This window comes from Trichocoleus sp. DQ-A2 (assembly GCF_039961915.1).
In the GTDB taxonomy this organism is placed as follows: Bacteria; Cyanobacteriota; Cyanobacteriia; order Cyanobacteriales; family FACHB-T130; genus FACHB-T130.
Genome location: NZ_JAMPKD010000027.1, coordinates 45,861 through 65,741 on the forward strand (window position 1 = coordinate 45,861; position 19,881 = coordinate 65,741).

A 19,881-nucleotide genomic window follows, 5' to 3' on the forward strand; every position below is an offset into this window, starting at 1 on the left:
TAGACAATTGATAATGGACAATCAAAAAATGACCACTGACAACGGAAAGGCAACCTCTACTCTAGTGATTCCCCAGCTAATCGTTGGTCTGGGGAATCCAGAACCCAAGTACGAGAAGACGCGACACAATATCGGGTTTGAAGTGATTGATGCCTTAGCGCGTTCCTGGCAAATTTCCAAGAGTGAAAATCGCAAGTTCCAGGGGGAGTTTGGGGAGGGACGCGGATTACACGGAGACAAGGTGCGGTTACTCAAACCCCTTACCTATATGAATCTCTCCGGACAGGCAATTCGCGCGGTGACGGATTGGTATAAACTACCACCAGAGTCTGTCCTAGTAATTTATGACGATATGGATTTGCCGCTGGGAAAGATTCGCTTGCGTCTTTCTGGTTCGGCTGGGGGACATAATGGAATGAAGTCTGCGATCGCTCATCTCGGTACTCAAAATTTCCCTCGATTGCGGATTGGCATCGGTAAAACCAAAGTAGAACAGGACACGGTTTCCCACGTCTTGGGTCGGTTTTCCCCTGATGAAAGTAAAGCTTTGTCTGATGTCATGCAACTCGTGGTTGAGGCGGTGGAGTTGAGCCTCAAACAAGGAGTTGAGAAATCTATGAGTCTTTACAATAGCCGTAGTGTTATGGCAAATAAAGAATCTAAAGAAGCGCCCTAGCTGATGCTGTAGTGGTAGCACGCCAGGGCAACTCACTTTTGTTACCCAAAACGTCTTTTTTTGCGGCGGGCAGCAGTTGCCTTGCGCTTGCGCTTTTCTATGGGAGTTTCAAAATGCCGCCGATATCTAAAATCTGCTAAGATTCCAGCCTTGGATACTTGCCGTTTGAAGCGGCGCAAAGCTGATTCTATTCCCTCATTTTCGCCTAAAACCACTTGGGTCATTCTTGATGATTCCTCTGTATAGGTGATTAAGTTGCTTTTCGGGTGTGAACTTAATCCACGATCGATGGCTTCCCTTGAGCGATCGCAGCTTTCGTTCATTCCTCCTGCGATTGGAGCAGGGGCCAGGGTTATGACCATGTCCCTACTGCCGTTTTCGGTGTGTTTCGGGTAAAGACTTGGCTGCCGAGTCTCTAGTGCCCTACTCACCTCCAGACCCTTTGCGTACTGGAGTTGTACAGACCCAATATCGCTTCTGTACAAAGCTTTTTGCTTATTGTTTTTCCCGACGAGTGCGATTAGCCTACCAACGTACTCAGTCTCGGACTTCCAGGAGCAGCCCTACCTTATTCAGTCGCTCTGAGTACCTGAGATGACTCCAGCCAAACGACGGGCGAGCAGCACACTTAAGCTACCCTAAGCATTGATTGTACCATGCGCCACCCAGCATCTTACGACTAACCTGGTCTGGTGTAGTCGTAAGATGCTGGGCACATTTTTACTCAATTTTGACCAACTAACACTGCTAGTCCCTAACCGAAATCAAGCAGAGAATTACAGGCAATCGATCTTTGCTGTTATTTCAATCTCAAGTTGACATGATTAAGCCACTAGCTCAATAGCGCCGGGAAGAGAAATTTCCTCCTCCTTGACCGCTCCGGCTTCCCGGACTGCGACTCCCACCCCTATCTTCACGGGGTTTGGCTTTATTTACTTTCAGGGTGCGACCCATCCACTCTGCTCCATCGAGGGCTTCAATTGCAGCTTCCTCTTCAGCATCCGTTCCCATTTCTACAAATCCAAAGCCACGCATCCGCCCCGTTTCTCGATCTGTAGGCAGCTGAACTCGTTTAACGGTTCCGTACTCTGTAAAGACAGATGTGAGATCGTCTTGCGTAACTTCGTAGGATAGGTTTCCTACATATATCGACACGGAAATATCTCCACCATTCAATATTTTCAAGCTCCAGTTTCGGAGAGCTATTTGCCCACACAGTAGAGATAAACTTGCTGCGCGAGTAACAAAGCTTACATCCGATTCTGATTCACGAGCAAGATTCTAGCATAAAATTTATTTTCTGAATCGAACCGTTCCTAACTTTTCATTAAGCAGGCGTACAAAATCAGGGGAAAACTGTTTTTCACCAGCAGCAGAAGTCGGATTTCTTCGTCTGTCTACCCTCCTTGCGCCCCCGCGAACCCCCTCAATTCCTCCACTAAGGGAAGGAGGCTTAGGGGGTTAGGGATTGTATTTGAGCTAACTGTTACCATTTCACTTTTGTGAGGCTACACATCAGCTTTCCTGAACCCCTGCTGAATTCGGGGCAATAGACAGATGAAATGTAGTGGTAATTGGAAAAACTAGAAAAGTAAAAAATAATGCCTCTTGCCTTCGTTGGGGCAATCAGCGGCAATTCCTGATAATATTTAGCTCATAATATTTGGCTCAAGCAGGAAACATCAGCATCCCCAAAGTGTAGGCTTAAAGCTACATTCAGATTTTCCAGAGATTTGATTAACCACGGCACACCATCTCTGGCATAAGACTCGTAGTGGTTAAAAAGAATTGAAAATCGCTTTTCCAAGTAGGGCTTGACCTTGCGGCACAGCAGCACTATTTTCAAAAGCAAGCCGGTTGTGAATGTCGCCCCCAAATTCGTAATCAGATCGACGAAGACATAGTGATTCGGTCGCTGCGGACTTTCTACCACTAAAAAGTTCAACAATTGACTACAAGTTCGGACAATCAAGAATTCGCTAGGTCTTTGGGAATCGCTATTCGGGAGAGTGTTTTTTAGCTGGGCATACAAGCGCTCGTTAAACTGACGTTTACCAAATTCTGGGTCAATGGAAGCGGTCAGATATTCGTATAAATCCCATTTAAAAGCTCTGTAGGAAGGTGTTTGGCTAGTGTGGGTGAGGAAGCGCTGTGATAAATCTCGGTAGGTGTGGGAGCCTTCTACTTTGCCGTAAAATTGTTTGAGAGCAACACCCAGTTCGCGATCGCTCAATAACGTTGGATTCGTCACCGGCTGGATAATTCGTTCGCGTTGACTAGGGCAAGTCTGACGCGACACTTGGGCACGCCGTACTTGGTAAGTCACGTACTGAGACAAATCGACTTCAAATCCCCGCTGAATTCGGGATTGAATTTGCCGAACTGTTTGCTGATGCTCGTAAGAACTGTCTTCACTCAACAGGCAATGTTCATATAGGTAGGGATACCGGCGAATTAAGCTTCCTAAAGGCTTAGAGTCATTGCCAGCTGCCTCTGCGGCTTGACTCATCACCTGGGCTAGCCGTCGCAGGGTCAGATATTGCTCCGTCTGGTTGAAAATCCTTACCAGTTCCCGCAAACGTCTGGCTCCGCGAGAGCGAACCGTTCCCATGACCGGAGGCGTCTGGAATATTTCTACCAAATCCGGGATGGACGCTTGGAGATTGGGGTGCATCTGCCAGCGATTGATCAGAATATGGCAGCACCGATTAAGAATAAACCGGAATTCCTGCTCAGCCTGCTTGGAAGTCGTAATTCTCTCCAGCGCCATCCAGATTTTTGGCTCTGAATACCCCACGCCATCCATGAACAGCTGGCGAAATCGCTCGATCATCCGACTGGGTGATTCATGTTGAACCCAGTAAAGCAAATGATCGTAAAGCTGCTGCTCTTCAGTGCTAGTGTGTCGGTGATAACAGTCTGTCCAGGTTGTCACTTCAATGCCCCCCTACGTACGCACGCTAGGGCTGAGTTTATATCAGTTCGGTTGATTCGGTTTATTTCTATTGCAACTGTCGTGTAGTAGACGCTTGAATCGATGCACCCTAAATATCACCCTGATAAGGGGGCTATTTTCTATACTCCTATAATCGGAGAAAGATTACCCCAAATAGAGCATATCTTGGTTGATTCTTCAAATGGTTCCGCAAATATGCGGCAAAATTGTGAAGTTTCGATGAAGTAGAAATACGGATGCCGCAGAGCATCAATTATTCACTTCGCGCATCTACCTCTAAAGTAGTGGGACAAGATAGCGGATTATGTGATGGAAATCACTGCTCAAAATGCATCTTTTGTTCTAACGCTTTGCGTAGTGCATGATAAGGATGAATCTTCTTGAATGAACATAAGCCTCATGCCTTGTCACGTCCTCCTCTCTCAAATAGCCCAAATCATAGGGGCGAAACCAATCAATCTATCTGACGCCGAATTAGCAAGATATGTTGCAGGAATTACAACTGACACCCGTAGCCTGAAGCCGGGGGAAATTTTTGTGGCACTACGGGGAGACAAGTTTGATGGGCATGAGTTTGTGGAAACTGCTCTAGAAAAAGGAGCGATCGCAGCCATTACTGACCACCCATTGTCGGGATCTCTTCCACATTTGTGCCTAGAAGACACCTTGAAAGCATATCAAACGATCGCTCATTGGTGGCGCTTGCAGTTCGATATCCCTGTAATCGGTATAACCGGCTCGGTAGGTAAAACCACTACCAAAGAATTAATTGCAGCAGTTTTGTCAACAAAGGGCGACATTCTTAAAACTCAGGCTAACTACAACAACGAAATTGGTGTTCCCAAAACACTATTAGAACTTTCACCAATGCATAACTATGCTGTTATTGAAATGGCAATGCGTGCTAGGGGTGAAATTGCCCTATTAACACAAATTGCACAACCTTCTGTAGCGGTAATTACGAATGTGGGAACCGCGCATATCGGGCGGTTGGGTTCGGAGGAAGCGATCGCCCAAGCGAAATGCGAATTACTCGCGGAAATGCCTTCCAATAGCATCGCTGTTCTGAATCACGACAACCGCTTGTTAATGGAAACTGCGGCAACAGTTTGGCAAGGGCAAACCATTACCTACGGCTTGGAAGGGGGAGATTTACGCGGGGAATTGATTGATAACGAGACATTGTGCGTCGAAGGGGTGCATCTGCCGTTACCGCTACCGGGGCGTCATAATGCATCTAATTTTCTGGCAGCCTTGGCAGTAGCTAAAGTTCTCCAGGTTGACTGGAAATCGTTAACCGCCGGTTTGTCGGTAAATCTCCCATCTGGGAGGGCACAGCGCTACGATTTGCCCAACGATGTTGCCATTTTGGATGAAACCTACAATGCTGGGCTAGAGTCAATGCTGGCGGCACTGCAATTGTTGGCACAAACGCCAGGAAAAAGGCATATTGCGGTTCTGGGGACGATGAAGGAATTGGGAGAGCGATCGCCCCAATTCCACTTCGCAGTTGGAGAAGCGGCGCGGCGGTTGAATCTAGACGCTTTGCTGGTGCTGGTAGATGACAAAGAAGCCGAAGCGATCGCTCTGGGTGCTGCCCCTTTACCTGCTGAGTGCTTTTCGACGCATCAGGCTGTGGTAGAGCGTTTGAAAGAAATGGTGCAAGAAGGCGATCGCATCCTTTTCAAAGCCTCCCATTCAGTAGCCTTAAGCCGAGTTGTCAATCAACTTCGCACCGAATTAACTGACTAATTATTTCAAATTCCCAATACCCCGTAGAGGCACCTCTACGGGGTGTCCACACCAAACAAAAAGTCACCCCAAAATGGCTAAGAAATTAGACCAAATCCTTGTGGTTGATATTGAATCAACTTGCTGGCAAGGAAATCCACCCGCTGGACAAGAAAACGAAATCATCGAAATTGGGATTTGTCCAATTGATATCGCTACGGGAGAGCGCTTGGAAAAAGAAAGTATCCTCGTGAAACCCGAACGTTCCCAAGTTAGTCAATTTTGCACCAATCTAACCACATTAACTCAAGCACAAGTTAATCTAGGAATTTCTTTTGAATCAGCCTGCTCAATTTTAAAGAAAAAATATTTATCAAAAGATAGAGTGTGGGCAAGCTACGGCGACTACGACCGACGACAATTTGAAAAACAATGCCAATCTCGCCATATCAGTTATCCTTTCGGAACCCGACATATAAATATCAAAACTCTTTTTGGGATTATTCATGCCATGCCAAATGAAATTGGCATGGATATGGCATTAGAATTACTGAATCTTCCCCTTGAAGGAACTCCCCATAGAGGAGGAGATGATGCTTGGAATATAGCCGGTATTTTATCGATATTAATATTACAAAAAAGAATAAATGTAACACTAGGTGCAAGTTGAAAACTTAAACTCACCCATTCGTTATGCCCGCTGAAACACCAACACCCACATTACTTCCATCGATTCTCTTAGGTTCAGCAGAGGCTGATAGCGAGTTGCACTTCTTTGAGCTTAGCTTGGAAGTATCTGAAGTTTAGCATCACAAAAGTTAAATAGTATTAGTATAAGTTAGCTTAAAATAAAATTGGGGCAACAACCTGTGGGGAAATATTATCAATAGCTGCAATAATACTCATCTTGTTCCCCATAAAATAATTTGTTTTATATTTATCAATTAAAAAAAATCGCAAATATAATGAACGCTTTATAGAGAGGATATTTCCTGCTGACCCCAGCTAGACCAATTAAATAAAAGTAGATAGAATCTAGAAGCAAAATTCTTTTAGTGTCTTAGTAGTCCTGAGTCCTTAGTCAAGAGGTAGTAGGTAATAAGTGGTCATCCTTACCAACTACCCACCACCCATAACCCACTACCCACTATCCATGAGCAAGAAAACTATTTGCCTAGTTTTAACTTTGTTTCTGGTGGCCTGCGGTGCAACCGGAAGCAAGATTACACCTACACCTGAGGCTGGAAAATCCGGGACTTTTAAAGTAGCAATGCTTTTTCCTGGCCCTATAAATGACAAAGGTTGGAATCAATCAGGTTACGAAGGGCTGAAATTGATTGAAAAAGAACTTGGGGCTGAGGTGGCTTATACTGCTAGCGTTCCTGAAGCTGATGGTGAGAAACTTTTTCGTCAATATGCCCAAAAAAGTTTTGATTTCCTCATCAGTCATGGTGATGAATATCGCGACGCCGCCGAAACAGTTGCCAAAGATTTTCCCCGCACTAAATTTGCCCTCATGAGCAGTTATGCCGGTAACAATAAAAACGTGGGTGCTTTGGCGTTTCGGAGTGGGGAAGTGGGTTATCTAACTGGGGTCGTTGCCGGACTCAAAACCAAAACTAAAAAAGTTGCCTTTATTGGCGGTCAAGCATATCCAGTGATGGAAGAAGAGGCTATCTTATTTAAACGGGGTGTCCGGGCAACGAAACTGGACAGTACAGTTTCTATCAAGTGGCTTAACAGTTGGTCAGATGCGGACAAAGCTAGAAAAATTGCCCAAGAGCAAGTAGCAGCAGGAACTGATGTTTTAGTCGTTGATGCCGATAGAGCCAATATAGGTGTTATTAAAGTAGCTGCCCAAAGTAAGGGCGTTTACGTTATCAGCTGGAGACATGCCACCAATGAGATTGAAAATCAGCACAAACTGGCTCCAAAGACGATTGTTACCAGCGTTATCCAGCAGGTGCCTATGTTAATGCTGGAGGGAGCAACTTTGGTACAACAGGGGCGATGGGAAGGCAAGCAATACAAGTTTGGGCTGCTAGAGGAAGTCCAAGATTTAGCTCCTTTTTATGGCTCGTTAACTCCAGAGCAAGAAGCTTTCGTCGCTTCTGTTAAGCAAGAGATCGTCACTGGCAAAATAGATGTTTCACCCTAGAGGCAATTTACATCGCTTCTGTAGGGTTTTTAAACAATTGCGAATCAGCGGGTGCAACTTTCTGAGCTAGGAGGCACGATGAACAAAAGAAATCGCAACAGTGCTTCGCATCAAGCTAATACAGGTATAAATTTACCTTTATCTTGGCTTTCTTCAATTGCAAATCAGCTGAGATACGGTCTGGTCTTGCTAGTCATTTCAACACTATTGCTCACTTCGGGAATTTTAATCTATCTAAGCTTTCAAGCTCAATTGCAACAAGTAGAAATTGCCCAACAAGAGCGCAGTCATGCGGCTGCTGGGGAAATCAATGCTTACTTGGATGACTTGCAGCGGAAACTAAGCTATTTAGCGAGAGTGCAAGGATTGACCGATCTTTCGCCTGAGATTCAAGATAGATTTCTGGAAGCGTTAACCCGCCACAATAGTGCTTATGAAACAGTGGCAATTTTTAATAATAAGGGTAATATTGTTTCTTCCTCTTCTCCTTATGGTAAAGCAATTTTCTATCAAGAAGAAGCTTCTACATCATTTTTACAAGCTTTTAGACAACAGGAAGATTTTGTCAGCCCCGTTAGAATTGACCCTAAGACTCACTTGCAGACGGTCATCTTAGCCGTGCCCATTCGCAATCAACAGGATGAAATTAATGGCGTTTTAATGGCTTGGATCAATTTAAAGTTTCTCTGGAATGTTCTCTCTCACACCAAAGTAGGGAAGACGGGTTATGCTTATGCGATCGATAGCCGCAATTATTTAATTGCCGAAAAAGAAAAATCCCCTGAAAGTTTTAATCTGAAAGACCTCTCACACTACCCATTCATCCAAAAATTAACTAAATTAAATGGTGCAAAACGGCTGACTACTTATCAAGGTTTGCGAGGTGTTGAGGTTGTGGGAGCCATTTCTACCATCCGGACTGGGCGCTGGAAGGTGGTGGTAGAACTACCCACCGTTGAAGCCTACGCTCCGGTGCGAAAAATGCTTTTGGTGATGGGGATAGCATTGAGCGTGGCGATGCTAGTGGCAATTGAGCTGGGTTGGTTCTTCTCCCGGCAAATTGTATTACCTTTGCAGCGTTTAACAAAAGCCGCAGCCCAAATTAGTGGGGGAAATCTAGATACGGAAGTCACAGTTAGACAAGGCAATGAATTGGGGGTATTAGCGACCACTTTTAATGAAATGACGTCTCAATTGCGGGGACTCATTAAAGATTTGAGGAAGGAGCGAAATTTTGTTTCTGCCATCCTTGATACGGCTGGTGCTTTAGTGGTAGTTCTCGATTGCCAAGGACGAATCATCCGTTTTAATCGAGCTTGCGAGAGAACAACTCAATATTCATTTGAAGAAGTCAAGAACAAGTATTTCTGGGATTTATTTATAATTCCGGAGGAATTGGAACCCGTCAAAACTATCTTTAAAGCTCTTCAATCAGGGGAATTTCCTAAGACTAATGAAAACTACTGGGTAACGAAACATGGAAGCCGAAGACCGATTGCTTGGTCGAATACGGTTCTCGTCGATGCGGATAGCTCAGTTAATTACATTATCAGTATTGGGATAGATATCACCGAACGAAAACGAGTGGAAGAAGCTCTGACGCGAAGTGAGGAATTATACCGCACGCTTGCAAGAAACTTTCCGAACGGCGCAGTTTTCTTATTCGATCAAGACCTCCGTTACACGATTGCTGAAGGTGCAGGATTAGCGGCTATTGGTCTTTCTAAAGAGTTGTTAGAAGGAAAGATGCTTTGGGAGACATTACCTCGTGAAACTTGTGAATTGTTAGAGCCGACTTATCGGGCGGCGCTGGCAGGAAAAGGCACTGTTATTGAAGTTCCTTACAATAATTCGTCTGATAGCGATCGCGCTGCTTCCCGGATCTATCTTTTGCACGCACTTCCCGTCAAAAATGAGGGCGGAGAAATTTTTGCGGCAATGGTGATGACGCAAGACATTACCGATTGGAAGCAAGCAGAGGAGAAACTACGCCAAGAAAGAGACTTTAACACCACGATTGTCCAAACTTCTCCAGCTTTTTTTGTGGCTATCAATCCGGATGGCACCGTCAGGATGATGAATGACGCAATGCTTCACGCTCTTGGTTATACCTTTGAGGAGGTTTTAGGAACTGATTATCTTTCAACTTTTATTCCCCAAAGCGATCGCGCAATCGTTTCTGAAGTCTTTGAGCATGTCATCCAACTACAGCAACTGCCTCAAAGGCACAACTACGTGCTTACCAAACAAGGCGAAAAACTGCTAGTAGAATGGCACGGAAAGTCGGTTGCGAAAGAAAATGGGGAACTTGACTTTTTCTTTGGGTTAGGAATTGATATTACCGAGCGCCAGCGTGCAGAAGAGGCGCTGTTACTCTCGGCGGAGCGCGATCGCTTGTCGGGCGCGATGGCACTCCGGATTCGACAATCACTCGATATTCAGCAAATTCTAGATACTACTGTGATAGAAGTCCGGAATTTTCTGTTAGCAGATCGGGTTTTTATCAGTCGTATTTATAGCAATTTTGAGGTGGTTGCGGAATCGGTCGCTCCCCCTTGGCGACCTGTTTTGGGATGGAGTCCCACAGATGAAGAACATATGCAACAAATCAGAGCGATGTTTGAGAATAAAAGCATCCACGTTGTCAAAGATACTTCTCAAATAGAGCTTTCTTCAGCGATTTCTCAAGATTTTTCCAATTATCATATCAAAGCTTATCTGGCTGTACCGATTCTTCTGAATGACGAGCCGTGGGGAATCCTGATGGTCGATCAATGTACAACCCCGCGTGACTGGAAACAATTGGAAATTGATTTGCTTTCATCGCTGTCAACTCAAGTGACGATCGCCATTCAGCAAGCAAAACTCTATCAACAAGTACAGGATCTCAATGCTAGTTTGGAACGTCAAGTTGAGACGCGCACTGCCCAACTTATTCAAAAAATGGAGGAACTCAAAGAGCTGAACGAACTCAAAGATGAGTTTCTTCATGCAGTTTCTCACGATCTTCGCACCCCGATTATGGGAATGTCCTTGGTAGTGAATAACTTGTTGAATAAGCCAGGAGACACGATTCCCATTCCTCGCTCAATTTTAGAGCGGATGATCCAGAGTAGCGATCGCCAACTGGGTTTAATCAACTCCCTCCTCGAAGCGCATTCCAGCGAAGTTCGCGGCGTTGTCCTCCAATATGAGTTTGTAGAATTGAGTACGTTGATTCAAGCGATCGCAGAAGACTTAGAACCGCTGCTATCAAAACATCAAGCGTCGCTGATAAATCGAGTTCCCGACGATTTACCGGGCGTGACAGCCGATCCATTGCAGCTAAGACGAGTTTTTGAAAATCTGCTGACTAATGCTCTGAACCATAACCCACCCGGACTTCGCATCACCTTGGAAGCCACCATAGAAGAAGAGATGATTCATTGCACCGTTGCTGATAACGGGATCGGGATGACTCCAGAAGCGTGCGATCGTCTTTTCGATCGTTATGTTCGAGGAAACCGCGCCCGTTCTGCTGGCATCGGTCTAGGGTTATATCTTTGTCGGCAAATCATCACTGCTCATGGGGGACAAATTGGTGCCATTAGCGCCCCCAGAACTGGAGCAACTTTCTGGTTCACATTACCTTTAGCAACCTCACCAGAGGCAGAAAAAGCTGGTTAGTTCATCGTCATTATTGCGTTACCACTGACTAATGACCGATCGCTAAAAATCACCCAATCGGGTGAGTCACCTGCACGAAGGCGATCGCCAGTGCTTATTGTAACTTGGAATAAGACTGAATAATACTGAAAATGAAGGGTGAGTGCAATGTTGAAAAAGAAATTCTTGACTCAGAGAACTAAATCACGTGCTGCTCATCAATCAGTTTTTCAGTGTCATCCAACATCTAGGAAGGACATGGTTTCTGATTTAAATTATTTACAAGCTTTACGCGCTTGCTGTCGAGATGAAGCAGCTTTTGAACAGTTAAAGCTACTCCTGAATTTGGAGGAAGAAAGTGTTGAAGAAATAGTCAGCCAAACTCAAACACAAGTCGATTCAGATTTTCAGTTCCCAACTGTCACCCATTCCTGGGAAAATCTTTTACCCGCAGAAATTTCTCCGGCACAAAGTGACTCAACACTTGAAAAAGTGGCAGCAAATAAGCTGGGAATTATTTTTCAGCTTCTCAATTGTGATGATTCTCGCTGGTTACTATTTGCCCATTCCGGTTGCCAAGAATTCTTAGAATTAGCATCTTATTCAGCTTATACAGACCCACCTCTGCTATGGAACCTGATCCATCCAGACGATCGGGAAGCTTATGAACAATCATTAGTTATTTCGGCAGCGAATCTTCAACCTTGGATATGGGAAGGTCGTGTGATTACCAAATCGGGCAACCTCAAGTGGATGCAAACTGCGGCTCGACCTATTTTGCAAGGAAATAATGACATTTATTGGAATGGTTTACTGATAGATATTACCGAGCGTAAGACTCGCGAAGAGGCACTCTTGCTTTCGGAAGAAAAGTTTTCTATAGCGTTTCGTTATAGCCCTGATGCTATGAGTATTACAACCTTCAATGAGGGGCGTTATATTGATGTCAATGATAGCTATCTCCGCCTTAGTAATTATAAAAAAGAAGAAGTTATTGGTTGTACCTCACTTGAAATCAATGCCTGGGTGAATCCAGAAGATCGCATTAGGATGCAACAGATGTTGCGGGAACAGGGAGCGATTCACAACCAGGAATTTGAGTTTCGCAAGAAGTCTGGCGAGGTAGGAATCTATTTATTTTCAGCAGAAATTGTCAACATTAATGGCGAATCATGCTTAGTTTCTGTAAGGAGTGATATTACTGAGAGCAAAGCTGCTGAAGCTTTGGTTCGCGCCACCGCAGAACGCGATCGCTTGCTCTACGAGATTGCCTTGCGGATTAGGCGATCGCTCGATTTGAATGAAATTCTCAACACCACAGTTGAAGAAGTTAGGCAGTTTTTGCACGCGGATCGCGTGTTTATTAGTTACTTTGATGAAAAGGGGCAAGGTACAACCGTTGCAGAGTCAGTAGATCCTAATTTTCCGTCAATTTTAGGTTGGGTTACGGAGAACGTTGCTTACAAAGAAGTTCAACAAATATTTGAACTCGATCGCATCCGAGTTGTCAACGATACAACAAAAGTAGAAAAATCTGCATTTATCGCTGAATACCACAATCGATATCAAGTCAAAGCTGGCATCGGTGTCCCAATCATGCTAGGAGACAAACTTTATGGCATCTTAATTGCCAATCAATGCTCTGCACCACGGGAGTGGCAGCAGTATGAAATTGACTTGCTCGATCAACTGGGAGTACAGGTAGCGATCGCAATTCAGCAATCTTCTCTCTTCCAACAAGTACAAACGCTAAATGCTAATCTAGAACGCCAAGTAGAAGAACGTACCGCTCAGCTACAGCAGAAAATGCAGGAACTGCAAGAGCTGAACCGGATTAAAGACGTTGTTTTACATACAGTTTCTCACGATCTCCGCACCTCGGTTCAGGGCACTATCATGGTGTTAAATAATCTGCTCGGATCGCCAGAAGAAAAAGTGACCATTCCTCGCTCTCTTGTAGAGCGAATGATCCAAGGCAACGAACGCCAACTGAGCATGATTCAGTCATTAATCGAAACCAATACTAACGAAAATAGAGGGATTGTTCTTCAGCGAGAGTTAGTTCAATTAAATACATTGGTTCCGGCGATTCTCCGAGACTTGCAACCCATGCTGGCGGAAAATCAAGCAACTATCAAAAATATGATGGCGGCAAATTTACCGTTAGTCATGGTCGATCCGTATCAGAGTCAGCGGGTTTTTGAAAACCTATTCACCTATGCTTTAAAACAAAATCCACCTGGATTGAAATTGACTCTAAAAGCTAAAGTTGATAAGCAGATGATTCGCTTTACCATAGAGGATAATGGTAGAGGAATGAGTCAGCTTGAGTGCGATCGCTTATTCAATCTCTTTGTCCGCGATCCTCAAGCTCGCTGCTCGACTAACATCGGGTTAAAATTGTATCTCTGTCGGCAAATTATTACCGCTCACGGCGGAGAAATTGGAGTGACAAGTCGCCCGAATCGCGGCTCTACTTTCTGGTTTACCTTCCCTTTGGCAACAGCGGAAAGTTAAAACTGCAAAATTAAAAAATTTAAAGTCTATCTTTTATTTTTAAATTTTTCATAGAGTTACTTGCGATCGCTTCTTCCCCTGTGCCTTACTGGATCTATAGGCAGTAACTCAGCGCAAACATCATGGCAATGCAAGAACTGGCTTCTCGGATTGACGCAGTTAAAGTCTACGCTGCCGGTGCCACCGTGACTCGGATTGCTGAGTTACATCTGAACGTTGGGGAACTGCCAGAACACGTTGAGATACCGGGATTGCCTCTGGCGCTAGATGATAGCAGTGTCCGAGTGAGGGTTGAATCTGTAGAGACGCAAAACCCGTCCCCGATTGCCTCAGATGTTCGCATTGGTTTAGCCGTTCCCCCGCCGCAAGAGACACAGAACCCACCCCCGGAGGAGGAACTGCGTGCAGCGACGGCTGAGGTACAACGCATTCAGGACGCGATCGCCCTCATCGAAAAAGAAATTGGCGTCCTCAGTAATCTAAAAGTACCCGATCGCCCCAACGCTCAACCTGGGACAGCACCGCCGCCTTCGCCAATGAACGCTAGACTTGCCTTGGCAAACTTCAGCGACGAACAAATCCGCGCCCGAATCCAGGAAAAGCGGGAAAATTTGGAAAAATTGCGTCTAGCTCAGGAATATCTTGCCGATTTGCAACAAAAGCAGGCGATCGCTTCCACCGCCAGAAATGCTAGACCTAATGAGCTTCGCAAGACGGTAATTGTCCGTTTGAGTTACGAAGAGTTTACTCCCCCTACCTCTCTTCTACCAGGAGAAGGGCAAAATTCCCCTCCTTCCCTTGTAGAAAAGGGGGAATTAGGTTTTTCACGCTTAGTTATCGAATATTTCGTCCCCGGTGCGCGTTGGACACCGACCTATGTTTGCCGTCTAAATAGTGCGGAATCTAGTGCCAGCATTGCCGTCAGGGCGTTGATTTGTCAGCGCACAGGTGAAGATTGGTCAGGGGTAAGATTGGAACTTTCTACAGCCGAACCGATGGGTTGGTGTGCGCTACCGGAATTGCCCTCGCTGCGGCTAGGACGAGTGCAACCAGCGATGAGAAAATCAGGCTGGCGTCGTCCCCCAATCGGTGCAGAGATTCTTTTTGAGGACTACGATAGCCAGAGACCGACAGCTTTAGCCGCTGTGTCGTCACCAAGCGCGATCGCGAATTTCTTAGACAACGCTCCTTCAGTTCCACCCTTACCCGATCTGACGGCGCAGGATCGCTCTGAAATGTACGCTAGTTATGGGATGGCTATGCCAGCAGCAGCGCCTTGTGCAGACTATATAGAGGAATCACTGGCACCGCAAGTAGAATCCCCTTCCCTAGGAGACCGACTAGCGGCTCACAAAGCACTGAAACGGGCGGCAGCTGCCCCACCAGCAGCACCGGAATCTCTCCAGCGTCGAAGGAGGCAGAACCTGGAGGATACTACAGATGAGAATTCTGTAACCGATTTACTGGCATACGGTCTCATGCGAATGGGCGCAGCAGATGACCGAGCAAAGCGGGGTAAATTGTCGATAGAACAACAGCAGGAAATATATTTAGAAATCCTTCAACGTCAGAAAGTTACGGTTACGTTTAATGTCATGCAGGTCGTGCAACAGGCTTTTGATAACGCCCAAAAATGCCTCTGGATGATGCTTCCTCCCGGTGGTATCCATGTGCGAGACGTTGCAGGTTCCTTCGACTATGCCTATAGCGCTGATGGACGAATTGATGTCCCCTCAGACGGGCAATTTCACTCTGTCGCCCTAACTAGCAACAGTACAGACGTAGATTTGCGCTACATCGTCGTTCCCCGCGAAGATACTAACGTCTTCAGAATTGCCCAACTCCGCAACCCCCTACAAGCACCGCTACTCGCTGGCCCTGCGGATGTCTACGTCGATGGCGAATACATCTTATCTACAAATATTGCCACAGTTCCACCAAAAGCACAGATGGAATTAGGGCTAGGAGTGGAACAAGCCATCAAAGTTGCTCGAAACACCGTTTATGAAGAAGTTCGTTCTGGCGAAACCATCGTCTCTTTCAACGAACTGCGCCACAAAATTAAAATCGATATTAACAACTATCTACCAAGAATTGCCAAGATTGAAGTACGAGAAAGACTCCCCATTCCCCAAGAAGGAGCAAAAGTAGATATCCATTGCGATCGCGTCTCGCCACCTTGGGAAAAATACGAACAACAAGAACGTAACTCACCCATCAAAGGCGGCTATCGCTGGCAAGTCGAAGTCCCCGCAAAAGAGAAAATTACCTTATCAGTTGATTACATCATTAAAACTTTTGTGGACAGTGAATTGATTGGGGGAAATCGGCGGGAGTCGTAATTTTAATTGAAGATTTGGGCTTACTAAATATATAGCCTAAAGAGAGTAAGTTGTACCGTGGAAAAATACAATCGGCGGGAGTTTATTGTGTATGGCTCAGCCACCGTTTGCAGCCTCTTGCTACTGAGCGTTAGTGCTAGCAGCAAGCCTTCTCAAGCATCAACCAATCCTATTTCCACAAAAATATCAACGAATGAGTATGTTGAAAATAAATGGCAAGAACTCGAACAGCGGTGGCAAGAAATTTTGCAAAAACACGAGCAGCGGTGGCAATACACAGAGCAAACTTGGGAAAACAATCAAATGCCCCCTATCATCCGAATCCGCATGGTTGAGTCTCACCGTTCTGTGTACGATTTAGTTCATCTTATTCAAACTGCTAGAAAACACTCAGTGCTGAGTCAACTTTATCCGTATACCAGTCATTATTGTTTAGGTTTCAGCAGATATACGGAACCTCCTTTTTGGTATGATTGCCCTGCTGCTGTACCCACCGGAAAGGGGCAGTATGAAGTATTGGCTCCTAGTAATTATCAACAGATTATTGCAATCGTTAATGATGCACCAACAGCAATTAGCTTGATAGTTGAAAATTTACCGCGTAAATATTCTAATCTTTATACTTAAATGCAAAAGCTAAATGATATTAAATCCGGTTGATTATTCAGCATTTGCAAACAACCTCTCCCCGCCATCGCCGATGGCTCCGGTTTCCCTCTCCGTCAACGGAGAGGGGGTAGGGGTGAGGTTCCAAATGATGTCATCAAATCCGGTTGATTATTCAGCATTTGCTTTAGCATTCCCTCAGAAACTCTTCCCGCGATCGCCTGCGGCTCCGGTTCCCCTCTCCGTTAACGGAGAGGGGATAGGGGTGAGGTTCCAAACAATGACGATTTAAATGAATTTGATATGAGGAAGTGGTAAATTATGCAAGCAATTCAAAAGTCGCCAGAAGTCATTCAAGAATTAACGCTCGATGCACCTGTTTGTGTAGTAACACTCTTAGAAGATAGGGCACAGGTGCGACGAATTGGCAAAATTAATTTAACCCAAGGACTGTGGAGAATCCAAGTCCAGAAAGTTGCCCCAGTTCTTTCAGATAAATCTCTTCGGGCAGAGTTTTGTGAAGAATATCCAGAGGCACGAATTGACGATGTTCGCGTTCGCCGCCAGATGTTGGTTAAGGAAACAGATCGACTAACCAATGAAGAGATGCAAAATTTCGCGTCTCTACAAGCAGAACTGCGATCGCTACTTAACTCCTTCAACAATATCAGCGAAGACCGCCAGCACCTCGAATCGTGCTTCGAGCGAGTAAACACCATCCTTGCTAAAGGTTTGCAGGAACTCCCCGTGGATGCGATTTGGGGACAAATTGACCCTAAATCCTGGCGAGAGCAAATTTCTACTTTATTTAAACAATTGCGAGATTTCCGATCGGAAATCTTAAGCAGCTATCACACTCAAGAACAACTACACCAGCAAATTCACGACTTAATTGCCAAAGCAGAAGCCTTATCGCGTCCCGATATGGTCTATGTTGCCAACATCGAAGCCGACTTAATGATTCCCCAAGCGGGAGAGTATGCGATCGCTTTCGACTATGTGGTTCCCGGTGCCATGTGGCGACCTTGGCACCAAGCACGCCTTCTCCTCGACGAAAAACCGACGCTCTCTTTCCGCTTCGATGGCTGTGTCTGGCAACGCACGGGAGAAGATTGGAAAGACGTAGATTTAGTCTTTTCTACCGCCCGCGCATCCTTGGGAACTGAACCACCCCTGCTGACAGATGACCCTTTAAATGTTCAAGAAAAATCTCAGCAGATAATCATTCAAGCGAGAGATCAACAAGTTCAGACAGCCGGACTCGGAACCGACACCACCCCCGCCACAGTTGATTTACCCGGTGTTGATGACGGCGGCGAAGTCCGAAACCTACGCAGCCAGACAAAAGCAACGATTCCCTCAGATGGTCGCCCTTACCGCGTTTCCATCTACTCCTTCGACTCTCCCGCCTCTGTAGAGTATGTCTTGATGCCAGAATTATCCTGTCAAGTCATCCTTAAGAGCGAACAGACAAACACTTCTAAATTCCCGATTCTAGCTGGGCCAGTGGATTTAGTGCGGACTTCTGGCTTTGTCGGTCGTACCTCAGTTCTATTTATCGCGCCTGGAGAGAAATTTGCTTTGGGATGGGGAGCGGATAATGCAATGCGCGTGCAGCGCACCCAAACCCAAAAAAGAAAACAGGATCACTTGACTAAATGGAACAGTGTCACAACTACAACAACATTGTTCCTTTCCAATATTGGCGAAGAACAAAGAGCGATCGCAACCACTGAGCGGGTGCCGGTTTCGGAGCTAGAGCAAGTGAAAGTAGAGGTAATCTCCGATAAAACCACTGACGGCATCCAGGCAGATGAAAACGGCTTTTGCACCTGGAATTTTACCCTCGAACCTTACTCTCAACTCCAGGCATCCTTGGTCTACCAAGTTTCAGCCGCACCGGAAGTACAAGGCATCTAGGGCTTTGCTTCCATGAATTTAGGCGCTATGAGGGGGGAACTTTTGGGCGTTCAATAGTATCACATAACTAAAGAAAAGAAATCTACCCAGCTCCATAACCTCCTCACCATGTCTTTGCCGTCAACCTCCTCCAAGCGTCTATTTGGACGGTCAATTGCCGCCCTAGCCACCGTTGTCCTCTCCACCCTCAGTGCCGTCAACCCCAGCCCAGCCGCCGTTTTTACTCAAAAAGAAGTTGAACAAGGTAAATTTATCGCCGTAGCTGCCCCATACGGCACGAATAGTCATCAACTGCTGATTCTGGAACAGATATCCGATAAACGGGCGTGTTGGAGTGAAAGTGGCGATCGCCCAACAGCAGTCGATCCGCTGCTACTCAACTTTGACTTCACCGGCATTTGCGGACGCAGTACCGATAGCAACGGCTATTCTATGCGTATGGCGGGGACGGATTTGGGGCTGAAGTACAGCTTCAACTTAGTAAAGCGCGACGGCGAACTCGTCCTTGTCGGCACCAACTTTAGCGATCGCACTGTCCCAACCATTGAAATTGGCAGAACCAACGGACTCAGCGATGGTTTTATGAAAATCAATCTCGATCCGGCGTGGCGGTTCGCCAAAAGAACCTACAACGGTAAAACCCTCGGTCACGTCTATCTTGCCAGCGACCAAGCCGCGCCGGGAATCGACCCTGGCGATATCGGAACGCCTCCCGGAAGCTCCACCTTCGGAGATATCGCCTCAGATGTCTACGCAAAAGAAATTGAACAAGCCGTTGCGCTGGGGTTCGTCGCTGGCTTCAAAGAAGACAACACCTTCCGCCCTCAAGTCGCCTTAACCAGAGAGCAACTGGTGTCGATGGTGTTGGAATCTTTAACAAAGCTACCCGGAGCCAATGTCACGATCCCGACTCAAGCTGCATCTCGACCCTATCCTGATGTTGATGCCTCGCGCTGGAGCGCCGCTAAAATTAAATGGGCGCGGGATAACAATATTGTCAGTGGCTACCAAGACGGCACCTTCAAACCCACTCAACCCGTCACCAGAGCTGAATTGATGGCAGTGCTGCGACGTGCTGCTGAATTTGGTAAAAATATGCGTGGACTTAGTCCAGAATTAGCGACCAAAAACTCAGCGAAAACCTTCTCAGACACCGAAAAACACTGGGCTTCTTCGCTGATTAGCCAAATGTCTTCTTATTGCAACGTCGCCTCCCCTGTTAATGAAGTCGGCAGCAAGTTTGAGCCAAACTCTCCGACTCGCCGCAACTATGCTGCCGCCGCCACTCTGCGGATGCTCAACTGCGTCAAAACTGAGTAATCCTCATCGT

Annotated in this window: 14 protein-coding genes; 11 read left to right on the plus strand and 3 right to left on the minus strand. The window is 46.0% G+C overall.

The window, feature by feature from the left end; all coding sequences use genetic code 11:
• The first annotated feature begins 28 nt into the window (after positions 1 to 28).
• Positions 29 to 676: an aminoacyl-tRNA hydrolase gene (pth, locus tag NC997_RS22540; RefSeq protein ID WP_190411593.1), complete on the plus strand. Its 648-nt coding sequence runs from the start codon at positions 29 to 31 to the stop codon at positions 674 to 676.
• Positions 677 to 717: 41 nt separating this feature from the next.
• Here the strand turns inward: pth and rpsU are convergent, their stop codons facing one another.
• The 3 genes from rpsU to NC997_RS22555 form a co-directional block, all read right to left on the minus strand.
• Complete coding sequence (gene rpsU / locus NC997_RS22545) at positions 718 to 900, minus strand: 30S ribosomal protein S21 (protein ID WP_190411722.1); 183 nt, start codon at positions 898 to 900, stop codon at positions 718 to 720.
• Positions 901 to 1,513: 613 nt separating this feature from the next.
• On the minus strand, positions 1,514 to 1,831 hold the full coding sequence (locus NC997_RS22550; protein WP_190524061.1) for an RNA-binding protein: 318 nt from the start codon (positions 1,829 to 1,831) through the stop codon (positions 1,514 to 1,516).
• 499 nt (positions 1,832 to 2,330) lie between these two features.
• Positions 2,331 to 3,611 carry a hypothetical protein gene (locus NC997_RS22555; protein ID WP_190524064.1) on the minus strand — a complete coding sequence of 427 codons (1,281 nt, stop codon included), beginning with the start codon at positions 3,609 to 3,611 and terminating at the stop codon, positions 2,331 to 2,333.
• A gap of 420 nt (positions 3,612 to 4,031) precedes the next feature.
• On the opposite strand from NC997_RS22555, the gene murF reads away from it, so the two are divergent.
• From murF to NC997_RS22605, 10 genes are all read left to right on the plus strand, one after another.
• Entirely contained in the window at positions 4,032 to 5,384 is a 1,353-nt protein-coding gene (murF, locus tag NC997_RS22560) for a UDP-N-acetylmuramoyl-tripeptide--D-alanyl-D-alanine ligase (RefSeq protein ID WP_190429144.1), read from the plus strand.
• 73 nt (positions 5,385 to 5,457) lie between these two features.
• Positions 5,458 to 6,033 (plus strand): 3'-5' exonuclease, encoded by a 576-nt coding sequence (locus NC997_RS22565; protein ID WP_190524066.1) that lies wholly within the window; start codon positions 5,458 to 5,460, stop codon positions 6,031 to 6,033.
• Between the two features lie 483 nt (positions 6,034 to 6,516).
• Positions 6,517 to 7,521 carry a BMP family protein gene (locus NC997_RS22570; protein WP_190524069.1) on the plus strand — a complete coding sequence of 335 codons (1,005 nt, stop codon included), beginning with the start codon at positions 6,517 to 6,519 and terminating at the stop codon, positions 7,519 to 7,521.
• A gap of 78 nt (positions 7,522 to 7,599) precedes the next feature.
• Positions 7,600 to 11,187, plus strand: a complete 3,588-nt coding sequence (locus NC997_RS22575; RefSeq protein WP_190524072.1) for a PAS domain S-box protein — start codon at positions 7,600 to 7,602, stop codon at positions 11,185 to 11,187.
• Positions 11,188 to 11,424: 237 nt separating this feature from the next.
• Positions 11,425 to 13,683 (plus strand): PAS domain S-box protein, encoded by a 2,259-nt coding sequence (locus NC997_RS22580; RefSeq protein WP_190524075.1) that lies wholly within the window; start codon positions 11,425 to 11,427, stop codon positions 13,681 to 13,683.
• Between the two features lie 122 nt (positions 13,684 to 13,805).
• A complete protein-coding gene (locus NC997_RS22585) occupies positions 13,806 to 16,025 on the plus strand; it encodes a DUF4139 domain-containing protein (RefSeq protein ID WP_190524078.1) in 2,220 nt (739 codons plus the stop codon).
• Between the two features lie 57 nt (positions 16,026 to 16,082).
• A complete protein-coding gene (locus NC997_RS22590) occupies positions 16,083 to 16,652 on the plus strand; it encodes a DUF6193 family natural product biosynthesis protein (RefSeq protein ID WP_190524081.1) in 570 nt (189 codons plus the stop codon).
• A gap of 13 nt (positions 16,653 to 16,665) precedes the next feature.
• The gene (locus NC997_RS22595; protein ID WP_190411584.1) at positions 16,666 to 16,923 is read left to right on the plus strand and encodes a hypothetical protein; all 258 of its coding nucleotides are present in this window, start codon (positions 16,666 to 16,668) and stop codon (positions 16,921 to 16,923) included.
• A gap of 29 nt (positions 16,924 to 16,952) precedes the next feature.
• Entirely contained in the window at positions 16,953 to 18,551 is a 1,599-nt protein-coding gene (locus tag NC997_RS22600) for a mucoidy inhibitor MuiA family protein (protein ID WP_190524084.1), read from the plus strand.
• Between the two features lie 108 nt (positions 18,552 to 18,659).
• A complete protein-coding gene (locus NC997_RS22605; protein ID WP_190524087.1) occupies positions 18,660 to 19,871 on the plus strand; it encodes a DUF3747 domain-containing protein in 1,212 nt (403 codons plus the stop codon).
• Positions 19,872 to 19,881: the final 10 nt, after the last annotated feature.

Bases quoted from the DNA above. Each gene is read 5' to 3' on its own strand.
- pth (WP_190411593.1), top strand. From the start codon at position 29: ATGACCACTGACAACGGAAAGGCAACCTCTACTCTAGTGATTCCCCAG.
- rpsU (WP_190411722.1), bottom strand. From the start codon at position 900: ATGACCCAAGTGGTTTTAGGCGAAAATGAGGGAATAGAATCAGCTTTG.
- murF (WP_190429144.1), top strand. From the start codon at position 4,032: ATGCCTTGTCACGTCCTCCTCTCTCAAATAGCCCAAATCATAGGGGCG.
- NC997_RS22565 (WP_190524066.1), top strand. From the start codon at position 5,458: ATGGCTAAGAAATTAGACCAAATCCTTGTGGTTGATATTGAATCAACT.
- NC997_RS22570 (WP_190524069.1), top strand. From the start codon at position 6,517: ATGAGCAAGAAAACTATTTGCCTAGTTTTAACTTTGTTTCTGGTGGCC.
- NC997_RS22575 (WP_190524072.1), top strand. From the start codon at position 7,600: ATGAACAAAAGAAATCGCAACAGTGCTTCGCATCAAGCTAATACAGGT.
- NC997_RS22580 (WP_190524075.1), top strand. From the start codon at position 11,425: ATGGTTTCTGATTTAAATTATTTACAAGCTTTACGCGCTTGCTGTCGA.
- NC997_RS22585 (WP_190524078.1), top strand. From the start codon at position 13,806: ATGGCAATGCAAGAACTGGCTTCTCGGATTGACGCAGTTAAAGTCTAC.
- NC997_RS22595 (WP_190411584.1), top strand. From the start codon at position 16,666: ATGATATTAAATCCGGTTGATTATTCAGCATTTGCAAACAACCTCTCC.
- NC997_RS22600 (WP_190524084.1), top strand. From the start codon at position 16,953: ATGCAAGCAATTCAAAAGTCGCCAGAAGTCATTCAAGAATTAACGCTC.
- NC997_RS22605 (WP_190524087.1), top strand. From the start codon at position 18,660: ATGTCTTTGCCGTCAACCTCCTCCAAGCGTCTATTTGGACGGTCAATT.